General features: G+C 70.2%; 17 protein-coding genes and 1 pseudogene. 4 read left to right on the plus strand and 14 right to left on the minus strand.

What is annotated here, in order from left to right:
• Window positions 1-104 precede the first annotated feature (104 nt).
• Window positions 105-1,448 (plus strand): dicarboxylate/amino acid:cation symporter, encoded by a 1,344-nt coding sequence (locus tag MKK88_RS05220; RefSeq protein WP_243997554.1) that lies wholly within the window; start codon window positions 105-107, stop codon window positions 1,446-1,448.
• Between the two features lie 154 nt (window positions 1,449-1,602).
• Window positions 1,603-3,648, plus strand: a complete 2,046-nt coding sequence (locus MKK88_RS05225; RefSeq protein WP_243997556.1) for a YgiQ family radical SAM protein — start codon at window positions 1,603-1,605, stop codon at window positions 3,646-3,648.
• Between the two features lie 1,084 nt (window positions 3,649-4,732).
• On the opposite strand, the gene MKK88_RS05230 is transcribed toward MKK88_RS05225, so the two are convergent.
• Window positions 4,733-5,002 carry a hypothetical protein gene (locus MKK88_RS05230; protein WP_243997558.1) on the minus strand — a complete coding sequence of 90 codons (270 nt, stop codon included), beginning with the start codon at window positions 5,000-5,002 and terminating at the stop codon, window positions 4,733-4,735.
• A gap of 1,751 nt (window positions 5,003-6,753) precedes the next feature.
• Between MKK88_RS05230 and MKK88_RS05235 the strand changes: the two are divergent.
• Window positions 6,754-6,996 (plus strand): annotated as a pseudogene (locus MKK88_RS05235) (SRPBCC domain-containing protein); the annotation flags it as partial.
• A 467-nt stretch (window positions 6,997-7,463) separates the two neighbouring features.
• On the opposite strand, the gene MKK88_RS05240 reads toward MKK88_RS05235, so the two are convergent.
• The 13 genes from MKK88_RS05240 to MKK88_RS05300 all read right to left on the minus strand — a co-directional run bounded on the left by MKK88_RS05240 (window position 7,464) and on the right by MKK88_RS05300 (window position 24,051).
• Window positions 7,464-8,396 carry a 2-hydroxyacid dehydrogenase gene (locus MKK88_RS05240; protein WP_243997560.1) on the minus strand — a complete coding sequence of 311 codons (933 nt, stop codon included), beginning with the start codon at window positions 8,394-8,396 and terminating at the stop codon, window positions 7,464-7,466.
• Between the two features lie 4 nt (window positions 8,397-8,400).
• Entirely contained in the window at window positions 8,401-9,240 is an 840-nt protein-coding gene (locus tag MKK88_RS05245; protein WP_243997562.1) for a GntR family transcriptional regulator, read from the minus strand.
• 34 nt (window positions 9,241-9,274) lie between these two features.
• Window positions 9,275-10,561: an aspartate aminotransferase family protein gene (locus MKK88_RS05250; protein ID WP_243997564.1), complete on the minus strand. Its 1,287-nt coding sequence runs from the start codon at window positions 10,559-10,561 to the stop codon at window positions 9,275-9,277.
• 9 nt (window positions 10,562-10,570) lie between these two features.
• Window positions 10,571-11,638, minus strand: a complete 1,068-nt coding sequence (locus MKK88_RS05255) for a phosphotransferase (protein WP_243997565.1) — start codon at window positions 11,636-11,638, stop codon at window positions 10,571-10,573.
• Between the two features lie 44 nt (window positions 11,639-11,682).
• A complete protein-coding gene (locus MKK88_RS05260) occupies window positions 11,683-13,122 on the minus strand; it encodes an amidase (protein WP_243997567.1) in 1,440 nt (479 codons plus the stop codon).
• 5 nt (window positions 13,123-13,127) lie between these two features.
• Window positions 13,128-14,477 carry an aspartate aminotransferase family protein gene (locus MKK88_RS05265; protein ID WP_243997570.1) on the minus strand — a complete coding sequence of 450 codons (1,350 nt, stop codon included), beginning with the start codon at window positions 14,475-14,477 and terminating at the stop codon, window positions 13,128-13,130.
• Entirely contained in the window at window positions 14,477-16,204 is a 1,728-nt protein-coding gene (locus MKK88_RS05270) for an ABC transporter ATP-binding protein (protein WP_243997572.1), read from the minus strand. The genes MKK88_RS05265 and MKK88_RS05270 overlap by 1 nt, the downstream gene beginning before the upstream one ends.
• An 11-nt stretch (window positions 16,205-16,215) precedes the next feature.
• Entirely contained in the window at window positions 16,216-17,055 is an 840-nt protein-coding gene (locus MKK88_RS05275) for an ABC transporter permease (protein ID WP_243997574.1), read from the minus strand.
• The gene (locus tag MKK88_RS05280; protein WP_243997575.1) at window positions 17,052-18,023 is read right to left on the minus strand and encodes an ABC transporter permease; all 972 of its coding nucleotides are present in this window, start codon (window positions 18,021-18,023) and stop codon (window positions 17,052-17,054) included. Before MKK88_RS05280 ends, MKK88_RS05275 begins: the two co-directional genes overlap by 4 nt.
• Window positions 18,024-18,138: 115 nt before the next feature.
• Window positions 18,139-19,692, minus strand: coding sequence for an ABC transporter substrate-binding protein (locus MKK88_RS05285; protein ID WP_243997577.1), 1,554 nt, complete (start codon window positions 19,690-19,692; stop codon window positions 18,139-18,141).
• 663 nt (window positions 19,693-20,355) lie between these two features.
• Window positions 20,356-21,141, minus strand: coding sequence for an ethanolamine ammonia-lyase subunit EutC (eutC, locus tag MKK88_RS05290; RefSeq protein WP_243997579.1), 786 nt, complete (start codon window positions 21,139-21,141; stop codon window positions 20,356-20,358).
• Window positions 21,138-22,541 carry an ethanolamine ammonia-lyase subunit EutB gene (locus tag MKK88_RS05295; RefSeq protein WP_243997581.1) on the minus strand — a complete coding sequence of 468 codons (1,404 nt, stop codon included), beginning with the start codon at window positions 22,539-22,541 and terminating at the stop codon, window positions 21,138-21,140. Before MKK88_RS05295 ends, eutC begins: the two co-directional genes overlap by 4 nt.
• 70 nt (window positions 22,542-22,611) lie before the next feature.
• Window positions 22,612-24,051: a PLP-dependent aminotransferase family protein gene (locus tag MKK88_RS05300; protein WP_243997583.1), complete on the minus strand. Its 1,440-nt coding sequence runs from the start codon at window positions 24,049-24,051 to the stop codon at window positions 22,612-22,614.
• A 358-nt stretch (window positions 24,052-24,409) separates the two neighbouring features.
• On the opposite strand from MKK88_RS05300, the gene MKK88_RS05305 reads away from it, so the two are divergent.
• Window positions 24,410-24,892 carry an MSMEG_0572/Sll0783 family nitrogen starvation response protein gene (locus MKK88_RS05305; RefSeq protein ID WP_058191264.1) on the plus strand — a complete coding sequence of 161 codons (483 nt, stop codon included), beginning with the start codon at window positions 24,410-24,412 and terminating at the stop codon, window positions 24,890-24,892.
• Window positions 24,893-24,898: the final 6 nt, after the last annotated feature.

Here is a 24,898-nt window from a genome sequence, read left to right on the forward strand (position 1 = left end):
CAAGGCAAAGCTGTGTGCCGGAAGGCCAAAACCAAGCGCGGACGCTGCCGAACGTCGCCGGTGCCAGCCGCCCCGATCAGACCCCACGACAGGGAGAACGCCCCATGGTTGCCGTCCCATCCCCGCCCACCGCGCTCCATCCGCCCGCCAAGCCGAAGCCGATCTACCGGACCCTGTATTTCCAGGTCCTGGTCGCGGTGGCGATCGGCATCCTGGTCGGGCACTTCTATCCGCAGCTCGGCGCCGAGCTGAAGCCGCTCGGCGACGCGTTCATCAAGCTCGTCAAGATGATCATCGCCCCGGTGATCTTCCTCACGGTGGTCTCCGGCATCGCCGGGATGACCAATCTCGAGAAAGTCGGCCGGGTCGGCGGCAAGGCGCTGATCTACTTCCTGACGTTCTCGACGCTGGCCCTGATCGTCGGCCTGATCGTCGCCAACGTGCTCCAGCCCGGCAACGGCCTGCACATCGACCCGAAATCCCTCGATCCGAAGGCGATCGCCACCTACGCCGGCAAGGCGAAGGAGCAGAGCATCGTCGACTTCCTGATGAACATTATCCCCACCACCGCGGTGGGCGCCTTCGCGGGCGGCGAGATCCTGCAGGTGCTGTTCTTCTCGGTGCTGTTCGGCTTCGGCCTCGCCTTCCTGGGCGACCGGGGCAAGCCGGTGCTCGACATCATCAAGGTCCTGTCCGAGGCGATCTTCGGCGTCGTCAACATCATCATGAAGGTCGCCCCCATCGGCGCCTTCGGCGCGATGGCGTTCACGATTGGCAAGTACGGCATCAGCTCGCTCGCCAACCTCGCCTATCTGGTCGGCGCCTTCTACCTGACCTCGGCAATCTTCGTGCTGGTCGTGCTCGGGGCGGTCGCCCGCTACAACGGCTTCTCGATCATCAAGCTCATCCGCTACATCAAGGAGGAGCTGCTGCTCGTGCTCGGCACCTCCTCGTCGGAATCGGCGCTGCCCTCGCTGCTGGAGAAGATGGAGCGGGCCGGCTGCTCGAAGCCGGTGGTCGGCCTCGTGGTGCCCACGGGCTACTCGTTCAATCTCGACGGCACCAACATCTACATGACCATGGCGGCCTTGTTCATCGCCCAGGCGACCGACACGCCGCTGAGCCTGGGCGAGCAGGCCCTGCTGCTCCTCGTCGCCATGCTGTCCTCGAAGGGCGCGGCGGGCGTGACCGGCTCGGGCTTCATCACCCTGGCGGCGACGCTGGCGGTGGTGCCCTCCGTGCCGGTGGTCGGCATGGCGCTGATCCTCGGCGTCGACCGGTTCATGTCCGAGTGCCGGGCGCTGACCAACTTCATCGGCAACGCGGTCGCCTGCATCGTGGTGGCGCGTTGGGAGAACGAGGTCGACGAGGCCAAGCTCGCCGCCGCCCTCGACGGGCGGAGCGTGCGCGCGATTGCGCCGGTCAGCGCGCTGCAGCCGGCCGCGTAACCGAAGCCGCGGTCGGTCGCCCCGCGCGACCGACCGCGATCAGAGCCAGCGAACGGGCCCTTCGCCGCCCCCCGCGCCGATCCGAGGGTGGAGCGACGCCGGCCCCCCTGGCCCTTCGTTGAGCTCGCCGTTTCAGCGGCCTATACTTGGCCCCATGGACATCCAAGTTTCCGCCGAGCCTTCCTCGGCTCCTCTCGCCTGCAAAGTGCCGAGTTCCAGACACGCGGCCCCGTTCCTGCCCATGAGCCGCGCCGAGATGGCCGCCCTCGGGTGGGACGCCTGCGACATCGTGCTGGTGACCGGCGACGCCTACGTCGATCATCCGAGCTTCGGCATGGCCATCATCGGCCGGCTGCTCGAGTCCCAGGGCTTCCGGGTCGGCATCATCGCCCAGCCCGACTGGCAGTCGGCGGAGCCGTTCAAGGCGCTCGGCAAGCCGCGGCTGTTCTTCGGCGTCACCGGCGGCAACCTCGATTCGATGGTGAACCGCTACACGGCGGACCGGCGTCTGCGCCACGACGACGCCTACACGGCCGGCGGCGAGGGCGGCCGGCGCCCGGACCGCTGCACCATCGTGTACACGCAGCGCTGCCGCGAGGCCTTCAAGGACGTGCCGATCGTGCTCGGCGGCATCGAGGCGTCCCTGCGCCGGATCGCCCATTACGATTACTGGTCCGACAAGGTGCGCCGCTCGATCCTGGCGGACGCCAAGGCGGATTTGCTGGTCTACGGCAATGCCGAGCGCGCCGTGGTCGAGGTGGCCAACCGCCTCGCGGCCGGCGAGGCGCCGCACCAGCTCGACGCGATCCGGGGCGTCGCCCTGTTCCGCCGCGTGCCCGATCACTACACCGAGCTGCCCGCCGACGACCTCGACTCGACGGACGAGGCCGCCACCCGCCGGCCCGGCGACACCGTGATCCGGCTCCCCGCCTACGACGAGGTCAAGGACGACAAGGAGGCCTATGCCCGCGCCTCGCGCGTGCTGCACCGGGAGGCCAATCCCGGCAACGCGCGCCCCCTCGTCCAGCGCCACGGCGACCGCGACCTGTGGCTCAACCCGCCGCCGATCCCGCTGACCAGCGACGAGATGGATGCGGTCTACGACCTGCCCTACGCCCGCGCGCCCCACCCGTCCTACGGCGACGCGAAGATCCCCGCCTGGGACATGATCAAGTTCTCGTTGACGATCATGCGCGGCTGCTTCGGCGGCTGCACCTTCTGCTCGATCACGGAGCATGAGGGCCGGGTCATCCAGAACCGCTCGGAGGGCTCGATCCTGCGCGAGATCGAGCGGATCCGCGACAAGACCCCGGGCTTCACGGGCGTGATCTCGGATGTCGGCGGGCCGACCGCCAACATGTACCGGATGGCCTGCAAGGACCCGAAGATCGAGGCGGCGTGCCGGCTGCCCTCCTGCGTCTTCCCGGATATCTGCCCGAACCTGAACACCTCGCACGACGACCTGATCCGGCTCTACCGCAAGGTCCGCGAGGTCAAGGGCGTCAAGAAGGTGATGGTCGCCTCCGGCGTGCGCTACGACCTCGCGGTGAGGAGCCCGGAATACGTCAAGGAGCTCGTCACCCACCACGTCGGCGGCCGCCTGAAGATCGCGCCCGAGCACACCGAGCGCGGCCCCCTCGACAAGATGATGAAGCCGGGGATCGGCACCTACGACCGCTTCAAGGAGATGTTCGACGCCGCCGCCAAGGAGGCGGGCAAGAAGTATTACCTGATCCCGTACTTCATCGCGGCGCATCCCGGCACGACCGACGCGGACATGATGCACCTCGCGCTGTGGCTCAAGAAGAACAACTACCGGGCCGATCAGGTCCAGACGTTCCTGCCTTCGCCGATGGCGACCGCCACGGCGATGTACCACACCGAGATCAATACCCTGCGGGGCGTGAAGCGCGGCGGCAGCGAGCCGGTCGACGCCATCAAGGGGCTGCGCCAGCGGCGCCTGCACAAGGCGTTCCTGCGCTACCACGACCCGGAGAACTGGCCGCTGCTGCGCGAGGCGCTGCGGGAGATGGGCCGCGCGGACCTCATCGGGCCACGGCCGGACCAGCTCGTGCCGTTCTCGCAGCCCCCGGGAACCGGTGCGGGTGTGCGCAAGCCGGGGAGCCAGACGCGCTCCGTGCGCCGCCCGGCCGGCGCGCAGAGCTTCACCACGAAGGGCGTCCCGCTGACGCGGCGCTGATCCCGCCCATCATGTGGGCCGAGGTCCCAGGGGGATCTTGGCCCGGACATCGATTGCCTGCCGAGTGCTACGTCCGCTCCGGAGCAGGCGATCCCCACGGCAGAACGCACCTGCGTCCCGTATGGCCGGGCGGTGCCGACACGCATGACCTCGCCCGGTCGAAGCCGCTGTCCTGCCCCCGGGGTGCTGCCTGAGAGCTTGCCGTCCAGCGGAACGTGGAGGGCGACAGGATCGAAGCCGTCGCTCCGCGCCCGACGCCCATCCCGACTGTGGTACGGGCCACCGAGGTCGCGCGGGTACGGGATCATGCGTGGGAAGCGGCTGATGCGGATGCGAGCCCGGAACGGAGCCTCGGTGGGTTCGACATCGGCGCCGAGTCTTTTGAGCCGCCGATAGCCCTCGAAGCCGTCACCATTCCCATGCTGATCGGCGAACAGCAGGGTCTCTACAACCCTATTGAAAGCCCAGATCGGCTCGCTCCAAGGGTCGGTCTGTCCCTGGGCAGCGGGGCAAACGCGACCGAAACGGCCGCCGATGCAGCCGGTCGCCACCGTCCGCGCTTCCCCATTCAGCCCGGCACCTGCACCGTCCGGGCGCCCCCGGGCCCGGCCGGGCAACGGGGGGAGGCCGCCGGATCGATCGCCTGCGCGAATAGGCGAACGCGCCGCTCGCGGATCACCGCTCGGGATGCGGGGACGCGCAGCTCCAGATCCTTGTTGGGACGCGCGCTCTCGCGCCAAACCGAGGTCCACTCCGGCGGAGAGCGCGCCAAGCCGCTCATGCGCGCGTGCCGGGTACCGTCGAGCTGTACACGCGATGTGCAGAGGCAGGTCAGCGCAGAGCGCCAGTCCTTCGCTTCCCCGACGCCGCCCGCTCGGCCGTGATATCCGCACGTCCGGATACCCTTGACGATCGGTCCAGGGCCCGGCTTCGTCGGGGCAAATGATGGATCGGCCCCAGAAGGGACGGCGGCGATCCGGCCCGCCTCGACCGTCAGGGACCGCATTTTGCAGGCCTTCAACCGGTCATGGCCGTTCCGCCCGCGCTCGCTCCGAAGCGGGCGTCGCCACGTGTCGGATTTGGCCTATTCGGTACCGCCCGGAAGACGACGTTCCTCCAGGCGGGTCGCTGCGTCGGCGTAAAGTTCGAAGCGTCGCACGAGGATGGCACGTTTTTCCGGCTTGCGTGCCCCTTCCATCTTCGACTTTGCCTTGTCGGCACGCGCGCGCATCTTCTTGGCCAGCTTTCCGAACGCCTCTTCGATCTTGGCGCTGACCTTCTCAGCCTCAGCCTTCACAGCGTCCTGGTGGTCCAGAATAGAGCCGGGGAAAGTGCTCTTTTTGTCCTGATTCATTGCTGTTCTCCATCGATCGATCCGCCACCCTTTAAACCACGCCGTACGACGTTGCGATCACGGCTAGGCTTGCGCAGGTCGGAAGGCTCTCGGAACACCTCGACAAGAAGGCCCGTCGCGTCGGTGCCGGGCGGGCGGTGATCATGGGTCACGGGAGGGGGTCTCGGACACGCCACCGAGCGTTAATGGCGACGCCATGAGGCAGGTTGGCTGGCCGTCGCTGGCGTCCTCATCGGACGCCCGGCACCTCTGACTCGGCAGGGGGCACCGACGCCTTGTCCTTCCCGAGCCTCTCCAACCCTCGGCATCGAGGTCCTCGATCCCGATCAGGCGTTCGTCCGTATCGGCTCCGGCGCGAAGGAGTTCATCGCGCTGGATCTGGATCGCTGCGGTATCCCGTGCCCGGCCACCAGGATGACGCCTGCCAGGAGCATGGCGGCGATGGACAGGAACCGGTTGAAGACGAGCGCCAATGGTCGTCGAAGCTGAGGAGGGCGCCGGCCCTTCAGGCTGCAGCGACCGTAAAGCGGGTACTGCGAAAGCCGACTGGCTGTGAAAGCCATACCGCGAGGCTGATGAGAGGACGATCCATCATCGATCACCAAGCTCTGCCAAGCTGTTTCACCCATACGGGTCCGGCGGCGAGTTGCGAACGGCACCGCTCGTGCCGTGGGAGCAGGATTGTCACGCCTCCAGCGCAGGGCCTGTGAACCGCTGCTCTGCACTTGCTAGCCGGACCATGGTCTTCGGCAGAGGGGTGACACTGGCCGCGATCGAGCAACTGGTCGTCACGTTGCGAGGGCTGGCCGGACCAGGGATCAAGCGCACGGACTTCGCTGCTGCGGTCCGTGAGAAGCACCCAAAGGCGTCCAGAAGGACATCGTCCGAGCGGCCTTCTACGCCCCTAGCACCGCCATGGGGGGCGACGGCGAGCGCGCCCGCCGGATACAGGATTTCGCGCTGCGTCAGCGGGCTGCCGAGGATAGCGAGGTGCCGCCTCCCCTGACCCGGCGGAAGAAGAATAAGGCCCAAGGACGCGCGTCAGGACCAGCAACACGTTCACTGACCGAGCCGGGCGTTGCGGCCAAGGTCATCTCATCGTCGTGACGCAGCCATAGGGAACGCGCTCCCCGGTGCACTGACCCGACGAGGTTCCGTGATAGATTGGTTCGAAGATCCGGAAGACGGTAGCCTGTCGCCGTATGCCGGGAAAAGCTGGATGCGGTTATACATCCTTGCAGGGCTGGTCGGATTCGGCGCGCTTGGCGTGATCGGCGGGATGCTACACGTCTTACCGGCTTGAAGCACAGGCAAGACAAAGGCCCGCCACGGCGATGCCGGGCGGGCTGAGTGACGGCATAGGGTCTGGGAGGTTCGCCGTAGGCGGCTCCGTTATCATCGCGGTGGCGACAGCCGCGTGACACGCGGCCACCCCGCTGTCCGCCCCGACCCGAAGTTGCCGGGTCACCGACGACGGGCCGCCGGGCGATGGTGCCTCAACGCGCCTCCGGTGGGCGCATGATCTCCGAACTGGCGGCGGCGCACGCGCTGTTGCGGGCGACCGCCTCCAAGCTCGTCCGCGTCCTCGAACAGGCGGGCCTTCTCCCCACCGGGCGATCGAGGCCGGGTCCATCGCGGCTCGATCGAGCCTCAGCCCCGTGTGCGGGCGTTCGCTCGGTTGCGGGCCTGCACCGGATTCTGGGACGCGCGCTTCGACGCCCTCGAGGATCTCCGCAATGTCGGGGACGACGATGACCGAGACTGAGCCGGCCGTCATCCTCGTTCGCACCGTCCAGGCGGCCCACGACAAACTCCATCGGGCCTGGACCGGCCCGGTCCTGGTCCAGCGCTGGCTCGCGCCGGGGCCGAACGTGGTCGAGCGGGCCGGGACCGATCTCCGGGTTGGTGGTCACTTCCGGTTGCAGACGCGGGGGCCCGATGGCGCGCAGCACCGGATCAGCGGGGGCTACCGGGACCTCGAACCGGGGCGTCGCCTCGTTGAGACCCGGATCTACGACGGGCCCCTCGATCTGCTGCCGGGCGAGGAGACGGTACTGCAATGCCGCTTCGGCATGTGCCGGCTGGCCGACTCGCAGGAGCGCGATCGTCTGCGACCGACGGTCCGGGGCCGGCCGGGCCTTCGTAGTGGAACGCGATATGCTGTTCCTGCCATGGCCAAACTGGCGCGCCAGCGAGCCCCATGGTCTCCGGCAGACCGCAGATCGGGTCGCGTTCTGCGCCGCCCGACCGGCCGCGTCTGTGCCGAGGTTGGCCAGGGAGAGCTCCGGGGAAGAGGGTGGCGTCGCCGTCCGCATGGACGCGCGCGCAATGCGCAGCGCAAGTCGGCGCATGCGGTGCAATCTGGCCGTGTCATGATCGCCAGCGTGAAGGGCCGGCGACCGCCCGTGCCCTCTGCGCAGGTTGGCCGGGCCGTTTGGGTCCGGCCCTTGTCGGACGGCGCTCAAAATCCCCGGCTGCGGTCGACCCGGTTGAGAAGCGGCTGTCCATCTCGACGGGCCCGAACCGCGGCGATCATCTGGCGCGCCGCATCATCCGGCTGGCTCGCGCTGGCGCTATGGGGGGTCACGAGGATTCGCGGGTGGCCGAGGAGCGGATGATCCGCGGCCGGCGGCTCCTCCGACAGGACGTCGAGCATGGCCGCCCGGAGCTGGCCCGTGTCCAACGCCGCGATCAGGTCGTCCTCGACGACATGGGCGCCCCGCCCCGCATTCAGGAGCGCGGCCCCGGCCGGCAGATGCCGGAACAGGTCCCGGTCGAGCAGCCCGCGCGTGTCCGGCGTCAGGGGCAGCAGGCACACGAGGATGTTGCAGCCGGACAGGAAATCGGGGAGCGCCGCGCGGCCGGCGAAGCACGTGACCCCGTCCAGCGTCCTGGGGCTTCGCGCCCAGCCGCGAACCTGGAAGCCGAACCCGGCCAAAGCCGCAGCCGCCGCGCTCCCGAGCACGCCCAGGCCGAGGATTCCGACATGGGTGGAGCGGGCCGTGCGGATCACGCGCGGGTTCCAGAGGCCCCGGCGGGTCTCGTCCGCGTAGGGGATGAGGTCCCGGTGCAGGGCCAGCACGCCGAGGGTGACGTACTCGACCATCGAGCGCGTCACGTCGGGGGCGACCATGCGGACGATCTGCACGGGCTCGGGCAGGGCCTCGAGCGGCAGGTGATCGATTCCGGCGCCGACCGAGAACACGAGGCGCAGGTCCGGCATCTGCACCGCGAGGTCCGCAGGCGGCTTCCAGCCGGCAAAGTCGCCGATTCCGGGAAACCGCGTGCCGTGCGCCCAGTCGATCAGGCGCAGCTCCGGCGCCTCCTCGGCGAACACGTGGTGCCAGACGCGGGCGTGCTCCGGAACGGTCTTGAGAACGACGGGGATCGCCATGGCCCTACCCAGCCCTCGGCGCGGCGCGGCGGCGCGCACCCCGCCTCGGCGCTCCTTCGGACGCATCGCGTGGCGCGGCGTCCCCGACCTGCTCGGACCGCCGCAACAGCGCGAAAGCCGGCGATGCGGGGTCGAACGCGACGAAATCGGGCTCCCGCGTCAGCAGGATCCGCAACGAGTCCAGCGTCCCGCCCAGATGCGTGCGCAGGAGCGAGACCGCAGTCTCCGCATCCCGCCGGCACAAAGCCGCGAAGATCGCCCTGTGCTCGTCGAGCACCTCCACGTGGAAGTTCTGCAGCGGGAAGGCGTTGCGCCGGACGCGGTCGAGCTGGCCGGTGGCGAGGTGGATCGTGTCCCAGACCCGGGGAAAGCCGGCGCAGGCGCACAGGAGCCGGTGGAAGTCGTTGTCCAGGGCGAAGGACTCGGCGTTGTCGCCGCGCCGCGCCGCGTCGGCCTCGCGGAAGAGGACGAGCTCGAAGGCGGAGCGGTGGGCGGGTTCGAAGCGCTCGGCCGCCAGGGCGACCATCCGCAGCTCCAGGCTCTCGCGCACGAGCTGACCCTCGATCACCTCGTCCAGGACGATCTTGTTGACGAAGGTGGCGTCGCTCGGGACCACGGTCACCAGCCGCTGCTGCGCGAGCCGCAGGATCGCGTCCCGCAGGGGCGTGCGCGACACGCCGAGCTCGTCGCAGAGATCCTTCTCCACGAGGCGCGCCCCGGGCTTCAGCTGCAGGGCGATGATGGCCTCGCGCAGGGTCGCGTAGACCCGCGCCGCCTTCGGCAGATCGGCGCGCAGGGCCGATCCCGCCGCCGGACTCGGGTCCAGGACTTCCGCCGGATGCATGGGTCGTCTCCTGCCAGGTCTGGTCGTCTTCTTGTCAGGCCGCATCGTCCAGGGTTTTGCCCAGGACCTCAAGGAACAGCGCGGCGTGCTCGGCGGAGAAGGTCAGCGGCGGGCGGATCTTCAGCACGTTGTCGTGGGGGCCGGACGCGCTGATCAGGATGCCGTCCTCCCGCAGGGCGTTGACGACCCGCTTCGCCAGCGCCGCGTCGGGGGTGCGGCTCTCCCGGCAGGCGACGAGGTCGAGGCCGAGGAACAGGCCCGCCCCCCGCACGTCGCCGATCGCCGGGATCCGCGCCATCAGCGCCCGCATCCCCTCCAGCATCAGGGCGCCGGTGGCGGCGGCATTGGCCACGAGGTCCTGATCCGCCAGGATGTCGAGCACCGCGCCGGCCGCCGCGATCGAGACCGTGTTGGCGCCGAAGGTGTTGAAGTAGCGCACGTCCCGGCCGAACCGGTCCGCCACCTCGGGCTGCATCGCGACCCCGGCGATGGGCAGGCCGTTGCCCATCGGCTTGCCCATCACGGCCATGTCGGGGACGATGCCGTGGCGAGCGAAGCCCCACATCCCCGCGCCGGTCCGGCCGAAGCCCGGCTGCACCTCGTCGGCGATGTAGAGCGCGCCGGCCTCCCGCACCGCCTCCCGGGCCGGGCGGAGGAAGCCCGCGGGCTCGGCCAGGGTCCCGTCCGTCGAGAAGATGCCGTCGGCGATGAACGCCGCGGGCCGCACGCCGTGGCGGCGCATGTCGGCGAAGGCCGCCCGGACGTCCTCGGCCAGCCGCGCGCCGACATCGACGCCGGGGTTGCGGTAGGCGTCCGGCGCCGGCACCGTCCAGACGTCGCGGCCGAGGGGCACGTTGGGGCCGAGCGACGGGGAGATCCCCGCCGTGGCCTCGGTGGTCCCGTGATAGGCGTTTTGCGTGATCACGAGACCGGTGCCGCCGGTCTGGTAGCGCGCGATCCGCAGGGCGAGGTCGACCGCCTCGGACCCCGTGCAGGTGTACATGACGTGGCCGAAGGCGGCCGGATAGGTGGACAGCAGCCGCTCGGAATAGTCGAGCACCGCCGCGTGCAGGTAGCGGGTATGGGTGTTGAGGGTCGCCATCTGGCGCGCCACCGCCTCCACCACCCGCGGGTGGCAATGGCCGACGCAGGGCACGTTGTTGTAGGCGTCGAGGTAGCGGCGCCCGTCGGCGTCGTACAGCCAGACATCCGCGCCGCGCACGATGTGGACCGGCCGCTCGTAGAAGAGCCGGTACGAGGCGCCGAGGAGGCTGCGACGCCGGGCGATCAGGGCCTCGGCGGAGGCGGAAGGGGCAGTCATGACGTGGCCTCAGGGTCGGCAGGCTTGCGCGATCGCCGCGTCGATCGCCGCCGGCGCCAGGGCGTCGAGGTGCCGGAATTGCCCCCAGACGCCGGCGCTGTTGCGGGTGAGGTAGTCCCGGCGCTCGGGGAAGCGGCGGGCGCGCCATTCCGGGATCAGGAGGCGCAGGGCCATCCGCGTCCGGATCGCCGTCGGCAGCAGCGCGACCTCGGCCTCCGACAGCCTGGCCACCGAGGCGTAGCCCCGCAGGAACGCCAGGGCCGGGCCGAGGGGATCGGCGTCGAGGCCGAGCTGATAGGCCGCCGCGATCGCCACGTCGAAGAGCCGGGCCGTGCGGACCATGTCGCCGAAATCGATCACCCCGGTGATCCGGTCGGGATCGTCGGGATCGACCAGGATGTTGTCGCCGCCGAGGTCGTTGTGGACCACCTGATGCGGCAGGTCCGGCAGGGCGGGCACGATCCGCGCCGCGAACGCGTCGAGGATGCCGGCGAGGCGGTCGCGCTGCCCGCCCTCGGGGAAGACGTCGAGCACGGCGCGCAGCCGCCCGGCATGCCGCAGGTCCCAGGAGGAGACGTGGTCCGCCGCCGGGTCCGTGAAGCCCTCAAGCGCCTCCTGGAGGCGCGCCAGAAGCGCCCCGGCGGCCCGGCGCTGCCCGTCGGTCCGGGGGCCGGCGGCCTGCGAGCGCCCCGGCGTGAAGGTCGTGAGTCGCACGGTGCGGCGATCCTCCGGCGCGACGGTGATGCGCAGGTCGGGCTCGCCCGCGCGGGTCGGCACGATGCGCGGCAGCGGCAGGTCCGGCGCGGCCTGCGCGACATGGATCAGGGCGTTGCTGTGCAGGCGGGACACCGCGGGATCCTCGCCGGGGCTCAGGATCTTCAGGAAGTAGGCGGTCCCCGCCCCCGCATCGAGGCGGAAGTTCGAATCCTTCTCCCCGGCGAGCCACGTCGCCGTGCCGGCAATGCCGTACTGCGCGGCGGCGATGCCTTCGGCGGTCCGGGCATCGACCGGCTCGGCCACGACCGACAGGCCGGCGCCGATGCCGGTCTCGGGGGCGTCGATCGTGGGATGGGACATCGGGGATCCAGAAAGCGGTTTCAAAGCCGGCGCGCCCTGCGCCCTCAGGTGGACCGGACCACCGGGGCGTCCGGGAACGCCTCGGGGTATGCGGCTTGGTACGCCGCGGCGGCCCGCAGGACGATATCGTCCCGGAACCGGGCGGCGACCATCTGCAGTCCGATCGGCAGGCCGCCCGAATCGAAGCCGCAGGGTACCGAGAGCGCGGCCTGGCCGGTCATGTTGAACGGGTAGGTGAAGGGGCTCCAGTCGGTCCAGTCGGTCATGCCCTGGCCCGCGGGGAAGTCGATGCCCGCCGGGATCGCCGTGACCGGCATGGTCGGCGAGAGGAGCAGGTCGTAACGCGTGTGGAAGCGCGCCATCGTGACCTTCAGCTCGGCCCGGACCTGCTCGGCCGCCAGGAGGTCCGCCGCGCTGGTGCGGCGCCCGATCTCGGCGACGGCGACGAATCCGGGATCCATGCGCCCGCGATCCGTCTCGGTGCGGGCGAAGCGATCCACGAGGACCGCCATGGCGGAGAACCAGATCACCCGCAGGGCCTCCAGGGGCGAGGCGAAGCCGGGATCGGCCTCCTCGACGATGGCGCCCAGCGCGGCGAGGCGGGCGGCGGCCCGGTCCACCGCGGCGGCGACCTCGGGATCGACGCGGGCGTAGCCGAAAGTCCGGCTGTAGCCGATGCGCAGGCCCGCGACGCCGCCGCGGGCCGCCTCCGTCCAGTCGGGGACGGGGCTCGGGCAGTCGCCGTACAGCCCGTCCGGAGACGGGCCGGTGACGGCGTTCAGGAATAGGGCGGAATCCGCCACCGTCCGGGTGAGCGGGCCGCGATGGGCCATGTCCCGCAGCGGCGTCGGCGCGTCGGTGGCCAGCCAGCCGAAGGTCGGCTTGATGCCGAAGACGCCGCAGAACGACGATGGGATCCGGATCGAGCCCGCCCCGTCGGATCCCTCGTGCAGCACGCCCATGTTCAGGGCGGCGGCGACGCCGGCCCCGCCCGAGGAGCCCCCCGAGGCCCGGTCGGTGCGCCAGGGATTGACGGTGTTGCCGAAGGCCGGGCCGTGGGTCACGCCCTTCCAGCCGAATTCCGGCGAGGTCGTCGTGCCGAGGATGACCGCCCCGGCGGCGCGCAGGCGCCGCATCACCAGGATCTCGTCGGTGGCCGGGGCCTCGCCGGTGAGCTTCGAGCCCCGCCGCCACGGGATACCCTTGACGGCGGTCAGCTCCTTGATCGTCGTCGGCACCCCGTCGATCGGGCTCAGCGCCGCGCCCCTGGCCCAGCGCGCCTCCGAGGCCCGCGCGGCCTCGAGCGCCGGTTCGGGCGCGACAAACGCGAAGGCATTCACCTGCGGGTTGAACCGCTCGATGCGCGCCAGCGCCGCCTGCGCGGCCTCCACCGGCGAGGCCCGGCCGGACGCGAACAGCGCCCCGAGCTCCACCGCATCCATCGCGCCGAGATCGGTCCGGGTCGTCGTGCGAATCTGGTCCATCGGGCTCACGCGGCGATCGTGTCGAGGGCACGGCCGACGGCGTCGAACATCGCGCCGATCTGCTCCGCGGTGATGATCAGCGGCGGGCAGAAGCACAGGGAATCGCCGATGGCGCGGGCGATCACCCCCTGTTCGAGGGCGGCGGCCTGGAGGGCGGCGCCGGCCGCGCCGGGCTTCGCCCCGGGTGCCGTCGCGGGCTTCAGCTCGAGGGCCCCGATCAGGCCGACGCCGCGCCACGTCTTCGCCAGGGGGTGCTCGGCGAGCCCCGCCAGCCGCTCGAGGAAGAGCGGGCTCAGGCGCCGGCAATTCCCCACGAGGTCGCGTTCCTCGATGATCCGGATGTTCTCCAGGCCGACCGCGGTGGCGACGGGGTGGCCCGAGGCCGTGTAGCCGTGGCCGAACACGCCGAGCCGGGCGGATTCGTCGGCGATCGGGTCGTAGAAGTTCGCGTTCATCAGGATCGCCGAGAGGGGCATGTACGAGGAGGAGATCTGCTTCGAGAGGACCATCACGTCCGGCTCGATGCCGAAGGTCTCGCAGCCGAACATCGCCCCCGTGCGCCCGAAGCCGCAGATCACCTCGTCGGCCACCAGCAGCACGTCGTAGCGGCGCAGCACCTTCTGGATCTCCGCCCAGTAATTCTCCGGCGGGACGTAGACCCCGCCCGAGGCCATCACGGGCTCGCCGAAGAAGGCCGCCACGGTGTCCGGCCCCTCGGCCAGGATCAGCTTTTCGAGCTCGTCCGCCATCCGCCGGGAGAACGCGGCCTCGGTCTCGCCCGGCAGGGCCGATCCGGCATAGTCGGGGCAGGAGACGTGCCGCATCCGGTCGAGCGGCAGGTCGAAGCTCTCGTGGTTGCGCGGAAGGCCGGTGATCGAGCCCGCCGCGATGGTGACGCCATGATAGCCCTTCAGGCGGCCGATGATCTTCTTCTTCTCCGGCTTGCCCAGCGCGTTCGAGCGGTACCACGCCAGCTTGACGACGAGGTCGTTGGCCTCGGACCCGGAGGAGGTGAAGTGCACCTTCGACATCGGGACCGGCGCCATCCCGATCAGCTTCTCGGCGAGGTCGACCGAGGGGCCGTGCGTCTTGTGCGCGAAGATGTGGTAGTAGGAGAGCTGGTCCATCTGCCGCTTGGCGGCGTCCGACAGCCGCCGCTCGCCGAAGCCCACGGCGACCGACCAGAGACCCGCCAGCCCCTCGATGTAGCGCCGGCCGGCATTGTCGTAGACGTAGATCCCCTCGCCCCGCTCGATCACGAGCGCGCCGGTCTTGTCGTAGTTGCGCAGGTCGACCAGCGGATGGAGCTGGTAGGCGATGTCGCGCGCCTCGACGGAGTTGGGCATGAAGGTCATCAGACGGGTGTCCTGATCGCGGCGGGAAGGGGCGTGGCGGCAAAGGGAACGGAGTCGGGGATCTCCGGCGGGGCCGTGCGGGGTCTGCGGCCGGGGATCGCCGCCACGAGGCTGCGCGTGTAGGGCTCGCGCGGGTTCGAGAAGATCGCAGCGCCCGGCCCGATCTCCACGACGGCGCCCTTCTCCATCACCATCACGCGGTCGCAGATCTTGGCCGCGACCCGCAGGTCGTGGGTGATGAACAGGAGCGAGAGGTGCAGCTCGCGCTTCAGCTCGTCGAGGAGGTCGAGGATCTGGGCCTGGATCGAGACGTCGAGGGCGCTGACCGCCTCGTCGGCCACGATGATCTCGGGCTTGAGCGCCAGGGCGCGGGCGATGCCGATGCGCTGGCGCTGCCCCCCGGAGAACTCGTGGGGGTAGCGGTCGGCCGCCGAGGCGTCGAGGCCGACGCGCTCGAGGAGCGCGGACGCGGCCTTCAGGGCGGTCCCGACAGGCTCGCCATAGGCGATCGGGCCATCGGCGATGGCCCGCCCGACGCGCACCCGCGGGTTCAGCGAGCCGTAGGGATCCTGGAAGACCATCTGGATCCGCCGCCGCGCCTGCCGCAGGGCCTCGCCCGACAGGCCCGCCATGTCGATGCCGCCGAGGCGCACCCGTCCCCCGTCCGGGTCCTGGAGCCGCACGAGGCATCGCCCCACCGAGGACTTGCCCGATCCGCTCTCGCCGACGATGCCCAGGGTCTCGCCGCGGCCGAGGGTGAACGAGACGTCGCGCACCGCCGCGACCGTCCGGGGCGCCCGGAACAGGCCGCCGCCGAGCGTGTAGGTCTTGGTCAGGCCCTCGACGTCGAGGACGGAAGCCCGGGGTGCCGCCCGCGCCGCCCGGCCGGCCCCGGCCTCCATGTCGGGGATCGCGGCGATCAGCTTGGCGGTATAGGGGTGCTGCGGCCGCTCGAGGATGTCGGCGGCGGCGCCCTCCTCGACGATCCGGCCGTGCTGCATCACCGCCACCCTATCGGCGATCTCGGCGACCACGCCGAAATCGTGGGTGATGAACATCACCGCCATGCCGCGCCGGGCCTGGAGATCGCGGATCAGGCGCAGGATCTGCGCCTGCGTGGTGACGTCGAGCGCCGTGGTCGGCTCGTCGGCGATCAGCACCTGCGGTTCGAGGGCCAGCGCCATGGCGATCATCACGCGCTGCCGCTGGCCGCCGGAGAGCTGGAACGGGTAGGATGCGGCGGCGCGCGCCGGGTCCGGCAGGCCGACCTCGGCCAACAGTTCGAGGGCCCGGCTCCGGCGCGTCCGGGGCGTCAGCAGGCCGTGCGCGGCGAAGACCTCGGCGATCTGCGCCTCGATCCGCATCAGCGGGTTGAGGGCCGTCATCGGCTCCTGGAAGATCATCGCGATGCGCCGCCCGCGCACCGCGTAGAGATCCGCCTCGTCGAGGGCGAGCAGGTCGGTCCCGCCGAGGAGGATCCGGCCGCCGACCGGCCGCACCGTCTCCGGCAGGAGGCCCATCGCGGCGTTGGCCGACATCGACTTGCCCGAGCCGCTCTCGCCGACGATGCACAGGATCTCGCCGGCCCGCAGCGTGAAGCTGACCCGGTCGACCGCGTAGGGGCGGTCCGCGCCGGGCGGCAGGGCGATGGCGAGCTTCTCGACGACGAGGACCGGCGCACCGGAGGCGTAGCTCTGGGGCGGTTGGTTTTGGGGAGCGACGGTCATGGCTGCGCCCCTCATCGCGTCTTGCGCGACAGGCGCGGGTTGAGGGCGTCGTTCAGCCCCTCGCCGACGAGGTTCAGGGCCAGCACCGTCAGGAGGATCGCGAGGCCGGGGAACAGGCTCACCCACCAGGCCTGCCGGATCACCGTGCGCCCGGCGCCGATGACGTAGCCCCACGACATGATGTTGGGGTCGCCGAGCCCCATGAACGACAGGGCGCTCTCCAGCAGGATGGCGGCGGCCACCATCATGGTGCCGAGGACGATGACCGGCGAGAGCGTGTTGGGCAGGATCTGCCGCAGGATGATCGGGCCGCTGCGCTGGCCCGACAGCACCGCGGCCTGCACGAATTCCCGCCCGCGCAGCGCCATCACCTCGCCCCGCAGGAGCCGGGCGACCGGCGGCCAGCTCACGATCGCGATCGCCGCGACGATCGAGACGAGGCTCGGCCGGAAGATCGCCACCAGCACCACCGCGAGGGCGAAGTTCGGCACGCTCTGGAAGAACTCGGTGAAGCGCATCAGCAGGTCGTCGACCCGGCCGCCGAAATAGCCCGCGACGGCCCCGATCGGGATGCCGATCAGGAGCGCCGCGAGGGTCGAGACGAAGCCGACCAGCAGCGACACCCCGGCCCCGTGGGCGACCGCCGAGGCGATGTCCCGGCCCATCGTGTCGGTGCCCAGCGGGACGCCGCCGTTGGTGAAGGGCGGCAGGAACGGGCGCTGCACCATCGCCCAGGGGGAGCGGGGGTAGAGCGCCGGCGCCGCGATCGCCAGGACCAGCACCAGGACGAGGATGACGATCCCCGCCACCGCGCCGCGGTTGCGGACGTATCGGACCCAGAACGCCGTCATGCCGCAGCTCCGATACGGGGATCCACCAGCCGGTAGAGGATGTCGGTGATGAGGTTGAAGGCCAGCACCATGGCGGCGGAGACGACGAAGATCCCGAGGAGGAGGTTGTAGTCCCGCTGCTCCAGGGCCTCGAACATCAGCCGGCCGATGCCCGGCCACGCGAACACGGTCTCGATCAGCACGGCGCCGCCGACGAGCTGGCCCGCCTGGAGGCCCGCCAGCGTCACGACCGGGAGGATGGCGTTGCGCAGGATGTGGCGGACCAGCACGGCGCGGGGGCGCAGCCCCTTGGCGCGGGCGGTCCGCACGAAGTCGAGCCGGCTCACCTCCAGCACCGAGGCGCGGGTCATGCGGGCGTAGACCGCCATGAAGAACAGGCCGAGCGTCAGGGCCGGCAGCACGAGGTGGTGGAGGATGTCGGCCGCCCGGCCGAGGCCGCTGTAGCCGGACCCGACGCTCTCGTAGCCGAAGCCCGGAAACCACCCGAGCTGCACCGAGAACAGCAGCACCGCCATCAGCGCCAGCCAGAACAGCGGCGTGGCGTAGAACAGGAGGGCGAGGGTCGAGATGACCGAGTCGGAGACCTTGCCCTGGCGCGAGGCCGCCAGCGCCCCCGCCGCCACGCCGAGGACGAGGGAGATCAGGAAGGCCGAGCCCGACAGGAGCAGGGTGGCGGGCAGCCGGTCGGTGATCAGGTCGATCACCGGCATGCCCTGGCGGTAGGAATAGCCGAAGTCGAGCCGCAGGACGTTGGCGAGGTAGGTCAGCAGCTGGATCGGCAGCGGCTTGTCGAGGCCGAAGCGCTCGCGCAGCTGCTGCAGGAAGGCGGCGTCGGCATCGCCGGCCTCGCCCGCCATCACGGAGGCCGGATCCCCCGGCGCCGCGTGGATCAGCGCGAAGTTGAGGATGACGATCCCGACCAGGATGAGCGCCATCTTGCCCAGGCGCGCGGCGATGAAGCGGGGCATGACGGGCGTGGTCCTCCGCGCTGGAGTCCGGCCGGAACGGCCGGGGGCTCGGTGTCGGACGGGGCCCCGCGATCGGGGCCGATGGAGAGGCGTCGTGCGGGCCGGTCGAGCGCCGTCAGCGCTTGATCCACGTGTCCCGCAGCGAGTCGTTGAGACCGTTGGCGGTCGTGATCAGGTCCTGGACGTTGCACCGGTAGATCACCGGGAAGCGCAGATCGAGCAGCCACGCCACGGGCACGTCCGCCTGAACCGCCGTCTGAACCGCGTCGTAGAGATCCTGGCGCTTCTCGGCCGGCGTGGCCAAGGCCGCCTTGGCGAACAGCGCGTCGACCGTCGGGTTCGAGTAGCCCTCGACGTTGTTCCAGGGATTGCCCTTGGAGATCTGCGAGCTGATGTAATTCCGCTCGACGCCGAGGGCCGGGTCACCGTTCTGGAACAGGAACGTGAAGGCCATGTCGTAGTCCCACTGGGACACGCGCTGGTTCCAGCCCGCCACGTCGGTGGCCTGGATCTCGACGGGGATGCCGACCTCGCCGAGATTCTGCTTCACGGCCTCCGCCCAGCGCTGCCACGTCTCGCCGTAGGGGAGCGGCAGCAGCTTCAGCGGCTTGCCGTCGTAGTGCATCTCGGCGAGCAGCGCCTTGGCCTTCTTCGGATCGTGCGGATATTGCGGCTGGACCGACTTGTAGAACGGCGTCGTCCCGGCGATCGGACCGGTGGCGACCTTGCCGATCCCGTTCCACAGGACGTCGAGGGCGAACTGCCGGTCCATGGCGTACATGACCGCCTGCCGGAACCGCACGTCGTTCATCGGCGGCTTGCGGTTGTTGAGCCAGAGCCAGGACAGGGGCGAGTCGAATTCCTGCCCCTTCTGCGAGACGCAGGTGTTCTTCAGGGCCGTCAGCCGCGGCACATCGAAATTCTCGACCGACCCGCCCGGCAGCACGTCGACCTTGCCGGTCTCGTAGGCCACGGCGCGGGAGGCGCCGTCCGGGATGACTTGATAGTAGATGTCCTGAAGATAAGGCTTGCCCGCCAGATAATAACTCTCGTTCTTCACGAGGTGGATGGCGCTGCCCTTCCGCCAGCTCTCGAACTTGAACGGTCCGGTGCCGATCGGCCTGTCGTTCGCCGGGTTGGACGCATAGTCGGTGCCCTCGTAGATGTGTTTGGGCACCATCGGCATCACCCAGAAGGCGAAGCTTCGGATGAAGGGCTCGAAGGGTTCCTTGAGGGTGAACACCACCGTGTGATCGTCCGGCGCGGCGACGCCGGCCACGCGCGTCATCGTATTCCTGTGACGCGGCTGCGTCTTCATGAGGAATTCATTGACCGAGAACAGAACATCGCCAGCGGTAAACGGCTTGCCGTCGTGCCATGACACCCCTTGATTGAGGTGGAACGTATAGCGCAGTCCATCCGGGGATATCTCCCAGCTCTTCGCGAGGGACGGCAAGGGCTTCAGCTTGTCGTCGTAGCGCAGCAAGCCTTCGTAGATTTGCCCGGCCACCAGCTGCGTGGGCGCATTGGTCACGAGGCCGAGCATCAGGCTGGGCGGTTCCGGCTGGACGATCAGGTTGGCGCGACCGCCTGGGACGGGCTGCGCCTGCGCGGCGGCTGGTCCGGCCAGTACTGATATCGTGAGCAAGCTTCGAAGAATGTTCGACATGGAAGCTCCAGTCACTGAAATTGCAGATCCAGGCCAATAGAATTCGTCGGAACGTGATGTGCTCTCATCTTGCAGGAACCGGGACTCCCTCGTCTCCATTCGGAGTGTCCGGGCCTATCCGAATGCGTGGGCAGGGTCGTCCCTTGCCCGAGAGCGCCGGTGTGATATATCGGTATATCACTTCGCGTTCAGAGGTTTGTCAAACTGAAGCGGCAAAAAATGGCGTCACGCGGCGCTTCTTTGCGCGTCATGGCCGCTCAAATGTTGAGCCTGGCGGAGGTCGGTGAGGCACAGTTCTCGCGATGTCGGCGATGAGGAAGGACTTCACCTCCGACCGTCAGGGCCACCTCCTCAGCGGTCGATCGCGTCGGCTTCCGGACCGGGGCGGACCGCGGCCGCAACGGCGCTCGCGAAGCCGGCGGCGACCGACGCCGCATCGGCCGCCGAGCCGATGCGCTGCGAAGACCGACGGCCGGGCGGGTCTCCTGCCGCGCGACGGAATGCCGGACCCGCCCCTCGCGGGGAACAGAGCCGGCCTTGGAGGGAGCTTGCACGGTCCGGCCTGCGACCGGCGCATCCCGCGCCTCTGTCATCGCGTCCGGCGCCGAGCCTCGGTTTTATCGCGCTCCTGCGCCGCCGGACGCCGCCGCGGCTTCGGTCCCATCAGGGCTCCGGGAGGGACGGCGCCGGCGGGCTCACGAGGCTCTCCCGGCGCAGGCCGACCCCGCTGGTGCCCTGCGCCATCATGGCCCGCAGCAGGGCCTCCATCTGGTCGGCGGCCGCCGCGACGGCCAAGCCGTCCTGCCGGATGTTCGAGATGCAGTTGCGCCGGGAATCCGGCAATCCCGGCTCGGGCGCATAGGTGATGTAGCAGCCGAGGCTGTCGGAGGCCGACAGGCCCGGCCGCTCGCCGATCAGCACGACGACGCAGCGCGCCTTGAGCCGGGCGCCGATGGGATCACCGATCGCCACCCGGCCCTGCTGCACGACCGCGACTGGGGCGAGGCTCCAGCCGGCTTGGGCCGCCCGCGCCGCGAGCGCGGCGGCGGTCGGCACCGCGTTGAGGGCGACCGCCGTGGCCGAGAGCCCGTCGGCGATCACCACGGCGACGTCGAAGCCCTGGCCCAGCCCGTCGAGGGTCGCCTCCGACTCCGGATGCAGGGTGCGGCCCCGGTCCGGCCGGCGCAGGTACTCCGCCCGGTCGGCGACGTTCGCCCGGAATTCGACCGCATCGAGCCCCTCGCCCCGCAGGGCCTCCCGGATCGCCGCCCCGTCGAGGGGCGTCCAGACCGCCTCGCGGGCCCGGGCATGGTCCAGCCCGAAGGCGAGCGCCGCCCCGGTCGGCAGGCCGGCACCGTGGGCCCCCAGCGCGATGCGGGCCTGGGTCAGCCCGCGCAGGTCGCGCAGCGACGGGGCGCCCGCGCGTCTGGGTTCGGCGGGCGCGCTCACGCCGCCCGCCCGGGCAGGAGGCGCGACGCCGCGGCCAGCGCCGGGGGCAATTCGCCCGGGGCGTTGGCGAGCCGGCCCTGCGCATCCGTGATGCGGACCTCGCGCAGCCACGCCTCGAATTCCGGGGCCGGCGGGCGGCCCAGGGTCTCGCGGGCGAAGACGGCATCGTGGTGGGAGAGGGACTGGTAGTTCAGCATCACGTCGTCGGCCCCCGGCACGGTGATGACGAAATTGACGCCCGCCGCGCAGAGCAGGGTCAGCAGGGCGTCCATGTCCTCGCCGTCGGCATCGGCGTGGTTGGTGTAGCAGACGTCCACGCCCATCGGCAGCCCGAGCAGCTTGCCGCAGAAATGGTCCTCCAGCCCGGCCCGGATGATCTGCTTGCCGTTGTAGAGGTACTCGGGGCCGATGAAGCCCACGACGGTGTTGACGAGCAGCGGATCGAATTCCCGCGCCACCGCGTAGGCCCGCGCCTCCATGGTCTGCTGGTCGACGCCCCAATGGGCCTCCGCCGAGAGGGCCGAGCCCTGGCCGGTCTCGAAATACATGCATTGGCCGCCCTCCGGGCAGCGGCCCAGCGCGCGGGCCGCCTCGGAGGCCTCGCGCAGGACGGCGAGGTTCACGCCGAACCCGGCATTGGCCTTCTGCGAGCCCGCCACCGACTGGAACACCAGATCCACCGGCGCGCCCTGCGCCATGGCCTCGATCGCCACGGTGACGTGGCCGAGGCAGCAATGCTGGGTCGGCACGTTCAGGCGCAGGCGCAGGGTCTCCAGAAGCTCGACGATGCGGATGTAGTCCGGCAGCGAGTCGGTGGCTGGGTTCACCCCGATCACCGCATCGCCCGACCCCATCAGCAGCCCGTCGAGGGCCGAGATCAGGATGCCGGCCGAGGAATCGGTCGGATGGTTCGGCTGGTTGCGGGTTGCGAGGCGGCCGGGCAGGCCGATCGTCGAGCGGAAGCGCGTCACCACCGGCCGCTTGGCGGCGATCGCCACGAGATCCTGCAGCCGGCAGAGCTTGGAGACGGCCGCCACCATCTCGGGCGTGAGCCCCGGCGCGAGGGCCGTGAGCGCCGCCGCGTCGGCCTCCGGCGCGAGCAGCCACTCGCGGAAGGCCCCCACCGTCAGCGACGCCACCGGCGCGAAGGCCTGCCTGTCGTGACGGCGGGCGATGAGGTCGGACACCTCATCCTCGTCCGAGGGGATCAGCTCCTGCGCCAGGAAGGTCTTCAGCGGCAGATCCGCCAGCGCGATCTGCGCGGCGAGGCGCTCCACCGGCCCCTCGGCGCAGAGCCCGGCGAGCTGGTCGCCGGAGCGCTCCGGCGTCGCCTTGGCCAGCAGGCCGCGCAGGTCGGGGAAGGTGAAGCGTGTGCCTTCGAGGGTCGTCGCGTATGCCATGCCGGGACTCCGGGCGGGCTGTCCGATGACGGGTATACCGGCCCGGCGGAATTGCGCGAGCGGCGGCGTCTCAGATGTAGCTGGATGCCAGGGCGGGCGAGCCCTCCAGCGCATGGGCGAGCATCTCCAGGCCGTTCGTGATCTGCTGCCGCGTCGAGGGGCCGCCGAGGCAGAGGCGCACCGCCTCCGGCGGCGTACCCGTCACGCAGAACGGATCGCTGCCGACGACGCCGAGACCGGCCGAGCGGCCCTGGCTGGCGAAGGCCGAACGCGTCCAGCCCGCCGGCAGGGTGATCCAGGCGTGGAAGGCATGCGGATCGGCCGTGTAGGTCTCCGACGGGAGCAGCGACGCCGCGAGGCGCTGGCGGGCGGCCGATTCGGCGCGCACGAACTGCACGATGGCCTCCGCGGTCCCGTCGTTGATCCAGCGCGTCGTCAGGGCCGTCGCGATCGGCGAGGCCATGACGGTCGCGGCCCGCAGGGCGCCGCCGAGCGGCAGGGCGGCGCGGGCGCTCGGGGCGACGAGATAGGCGAGGCGCAGGCCGGCGCCCAGGCACTTGGCGAGGCCGGCCACGTAATAGGTGATCTCGGGGGCGAGTTCCGCGAAGCTCGGCGGCGGCGTCGGGCAGATGCGCGCGTAGGCGTCGTCCTCGATGATGGTCACGGCATACCGGCGCGCCACCGCGATGATGGCCTCGCGCCGCGACCGGGACAGGGTCGCGGTGGTCGGGTTCTGCAGCAGCGGATTGAGATAGAGGGCCTTTGGAGCGGCCTTGGTGCAGGCGGCCGCGAAGGCGTCGGGATCGATCCCGTGCCGATCCATCGGCAGGCCGAGGAGGCGCAGGCCCCGGTGCGCCGCCATTGTCCGGATGCCCGGATAGGTGATGCGTTCGGCGCAGATCGTGTCCCCCGCCCGGGCGACCTGACCGAGCACGCCGAACAGGGCGCTGTGGCCGCCCGGGCAGATCAGCAGGCGCTCGCGCGACGCGACGATCCCGCGGCCCTTGAGCCAACGCAGGGCCGCCTCCTTGTCGTCGTCGGTCCCGCCAAAACCCTGGTAGCGCAGCAGGTTGGCGAGGTCTCCGGACAGCTCCGCGAACGACGTCCGCATGCGGGTCTGCAGGGCCGGCTGATCGGGCTCGGGCGGCAGGTTCATGGTGAAGTCGACCGGACCGATCCGGCCCGTCCGGGCGGGGCCGGCCGGGTGGGCCGACCGCATCGGATCGACCACGAAGGTGCCCTGGCCGACGCGCCCCTCGATCAGGCCGCGCTTATGCGCCTCGACATAGCCGCGGGAGACGGTGGTGAAGTTCAGGCCGATCGCCTCCGCGAGGGCACGCTGCGTCGGCAGGCGCATGCCGGGTCCGAGGCGCCCCGTCCGGATGTCGTCCGCCAGGGCCTCCACGATGGCCAGATAATGGGGCTTGCCCCAGCGCTTCAGGTCCGGCGTCCAGAGATCCGCCATGCCGGTCCGGCTGTCTGGCCGCCCCTCCTGCTCCGTCGGGTTCATCGGTTCCGCGCCCAGACCATCAAGATGCGATCAATGCTCGATTGTATGGTCTGCAAGCAGCGTACCGCGGGGCGAATTCCGAAATCCGGAGGAGGCCTCCATACAATCCATACAACGCATGGCGCATCGACCAGCATCTCATGGTCGTGGATCACGCATCTCATGATGCTTCCATGAGCGCTCGGCCGATGAGGCCAGATATCGGCCAAGCTTTATTGATCGGATGTTTGTATGTATTTCCCAGGAGCGCATTGCATGGATCGCTGATCGCAATGAAGTGGCACGTCGCTTGCCAATACGGGATCTGATCGCACGCAGCGCCCGCTGCCGCGGTTCAATCCATCGAGGAGCGTGAGCGATGCCAGCCGTGAACCGCGAACCGCACAAGAAGGGCGACTTCCTGGTCGATTACGAGGAGAAGGTCTTCGAGGATGTGAAGGCCGAGCCGGGCCAGAAGGCGCTCGTCACCTTCCACACCGTCGCGTTCGAGGGCTCGATCGGCCTCGTCAACCTGCTCCAGGCCACCCGTCTGCAGCGCAAGGGGTTCGAGACCTCGATCCTGCTGTACGGCCCGGGCATCACGCTCGGCGTGCAACGCGGCTTCCCGCGGCTCGGCGACGAGGCGTTTCCCGGCCATCTCAACTTCAACAACCAGCTCGAGAAGTTCATGGCCGAAGGCGGCAAGGTCTATGCCTGCCGGTTCTCGACCCAGGCCCTCTACGGCCACGGCGAGGCGGCCTTCATCGAGGGGATCCGCATGATCAACCCCCTCGACGTGCTCGACTGCATCCTCCTGCACAAGCGCGACAACGCGGTGATCATCGACACCTGGACCGTCTGACGCCCG

The organism is Methylobacterium sp. E-005 (genome assembly GCF_022829725.1).
In the GTDB taxonomy this organism is placed as follows: Bacteria; Pseudomonadota; Alphaproteobacteria; order Rhizobiales; family Beijerinckiaceae; genus Methylobacterium.

Bases quoted from the DNA above. Each gene is read 5' to 3' on its own strand.
- MKK88_RS05220 (WP_243997554.1), top strand. From the start codon at position 105: ATGGTTGCCGTCCCATCCCCGCCCACCGCGCTCCATCCGCCCGCCAAG.
- MKK88_RS05225 (WP_243997556.1), top strand. From the start codon at position 1,603: ATGGACATCCAAGTTTCCGCCGAGCCTTCCTCGGCTCCTCTCGCCTGC.
- MKK88_RS05230 (WP_243997558.1), bottom strand. From the start codon at position 5,002: ATGAATCAGGACAAAAAGAGCACTTTCCCCGGCTCTATTCTGGACCAC.
- MKK88_RS05240 (WP_243997560.1), bottom strand. From the start codon at position 8,396: ATGGCGATCCCCGTCGTTCTCAAGACCGTTCCGGAGCACGCCCGCGTC.
- MKK88_RS05245 (WP_243997562.1), bottom strand. From the start codon at position 9,240: ATGCATCCGGCGGAAGTCCTGGACCCGAGTCCGGCGGCGGGATCGGCC.
- MKK88_RS05250 (WP_243997564.1), bottom strand. From the start codon at position 10,561: ATGACTGCCCCTTCCGCCTCCGCCGAGGCCCTGATCGCCCGGCGTCGC.
- MKK88_RS05255 (WP_243997565.1), bottom strand. From the start codon at position 11,638: ATGTCCCATCCCACGATCGACGCCCCCGAGACCGGCATCGGCGCCGGC.
- MKK88_RS05260 (WP_243997567.1), bottom strand. From the start codon at position 13,122: ATGGACCAGATTCGCACGACGACCCGGACCGATCTCGGCGCGATGGAT.
- MKK88_RS05265 (WP_243997570.1), bottom strand. From the start codon at position 14,477: ATGACCTTCATGCCCAACTCCGTCGAGGCGCGCGACATCGCCTACCAG.
- MKK88_RS05270 (WP_243997572.1), bottom strand. From the start codon at position 16,204: ATGACCGTCGCTCCCCAAAACCAACCGCCCCAGAGCTACGCCTCCGGT.
- MKK88_RS05275 (WP_243997574.1), bottom strand. From the start codon at position 17,055: ATGACGGCGTTCTGGGTCCGATACGTCCGCAACCGCGGCGCGGTGGCG.
- MKK88_RS05280 (WP_243997575.1), bottom strand. From the start codon at position 18,023: ATGCCCCGCTTCATCGCCGCGCGCCTGGGCAAGATGGCGCTCATCCTG.
- MKK88_RS05285 (WP_243997577.1), bottom strand. From the start codon at position 19,692: ATGTCGAACATTCTTCGAAGCTTGCTCACGATATCAGTACTGGCCGGA.
- MKK88_RS05295 (WP_243997581.1), bottom strand. From the start codon at position 22,541: ATGGCATACGCGACGACCCTCGAAGGCACACGCTTCACCTTCCCCGAC.
- MKK88_RS05300 (WP_243997583.1), bottom strand. From the start codon at position 24,051: ATGAACCCGACGGAGCAGGAGGGGCGGCCAGACAGCCGGACCGGCATG.
- MKK88_RS05305 (WP_058191264.1), top strand. From the start codon at position 24,410: ATGCCAGCCGTGAACCGCGAACCGCACAAGAAGGGCGACTTCCTGGTC.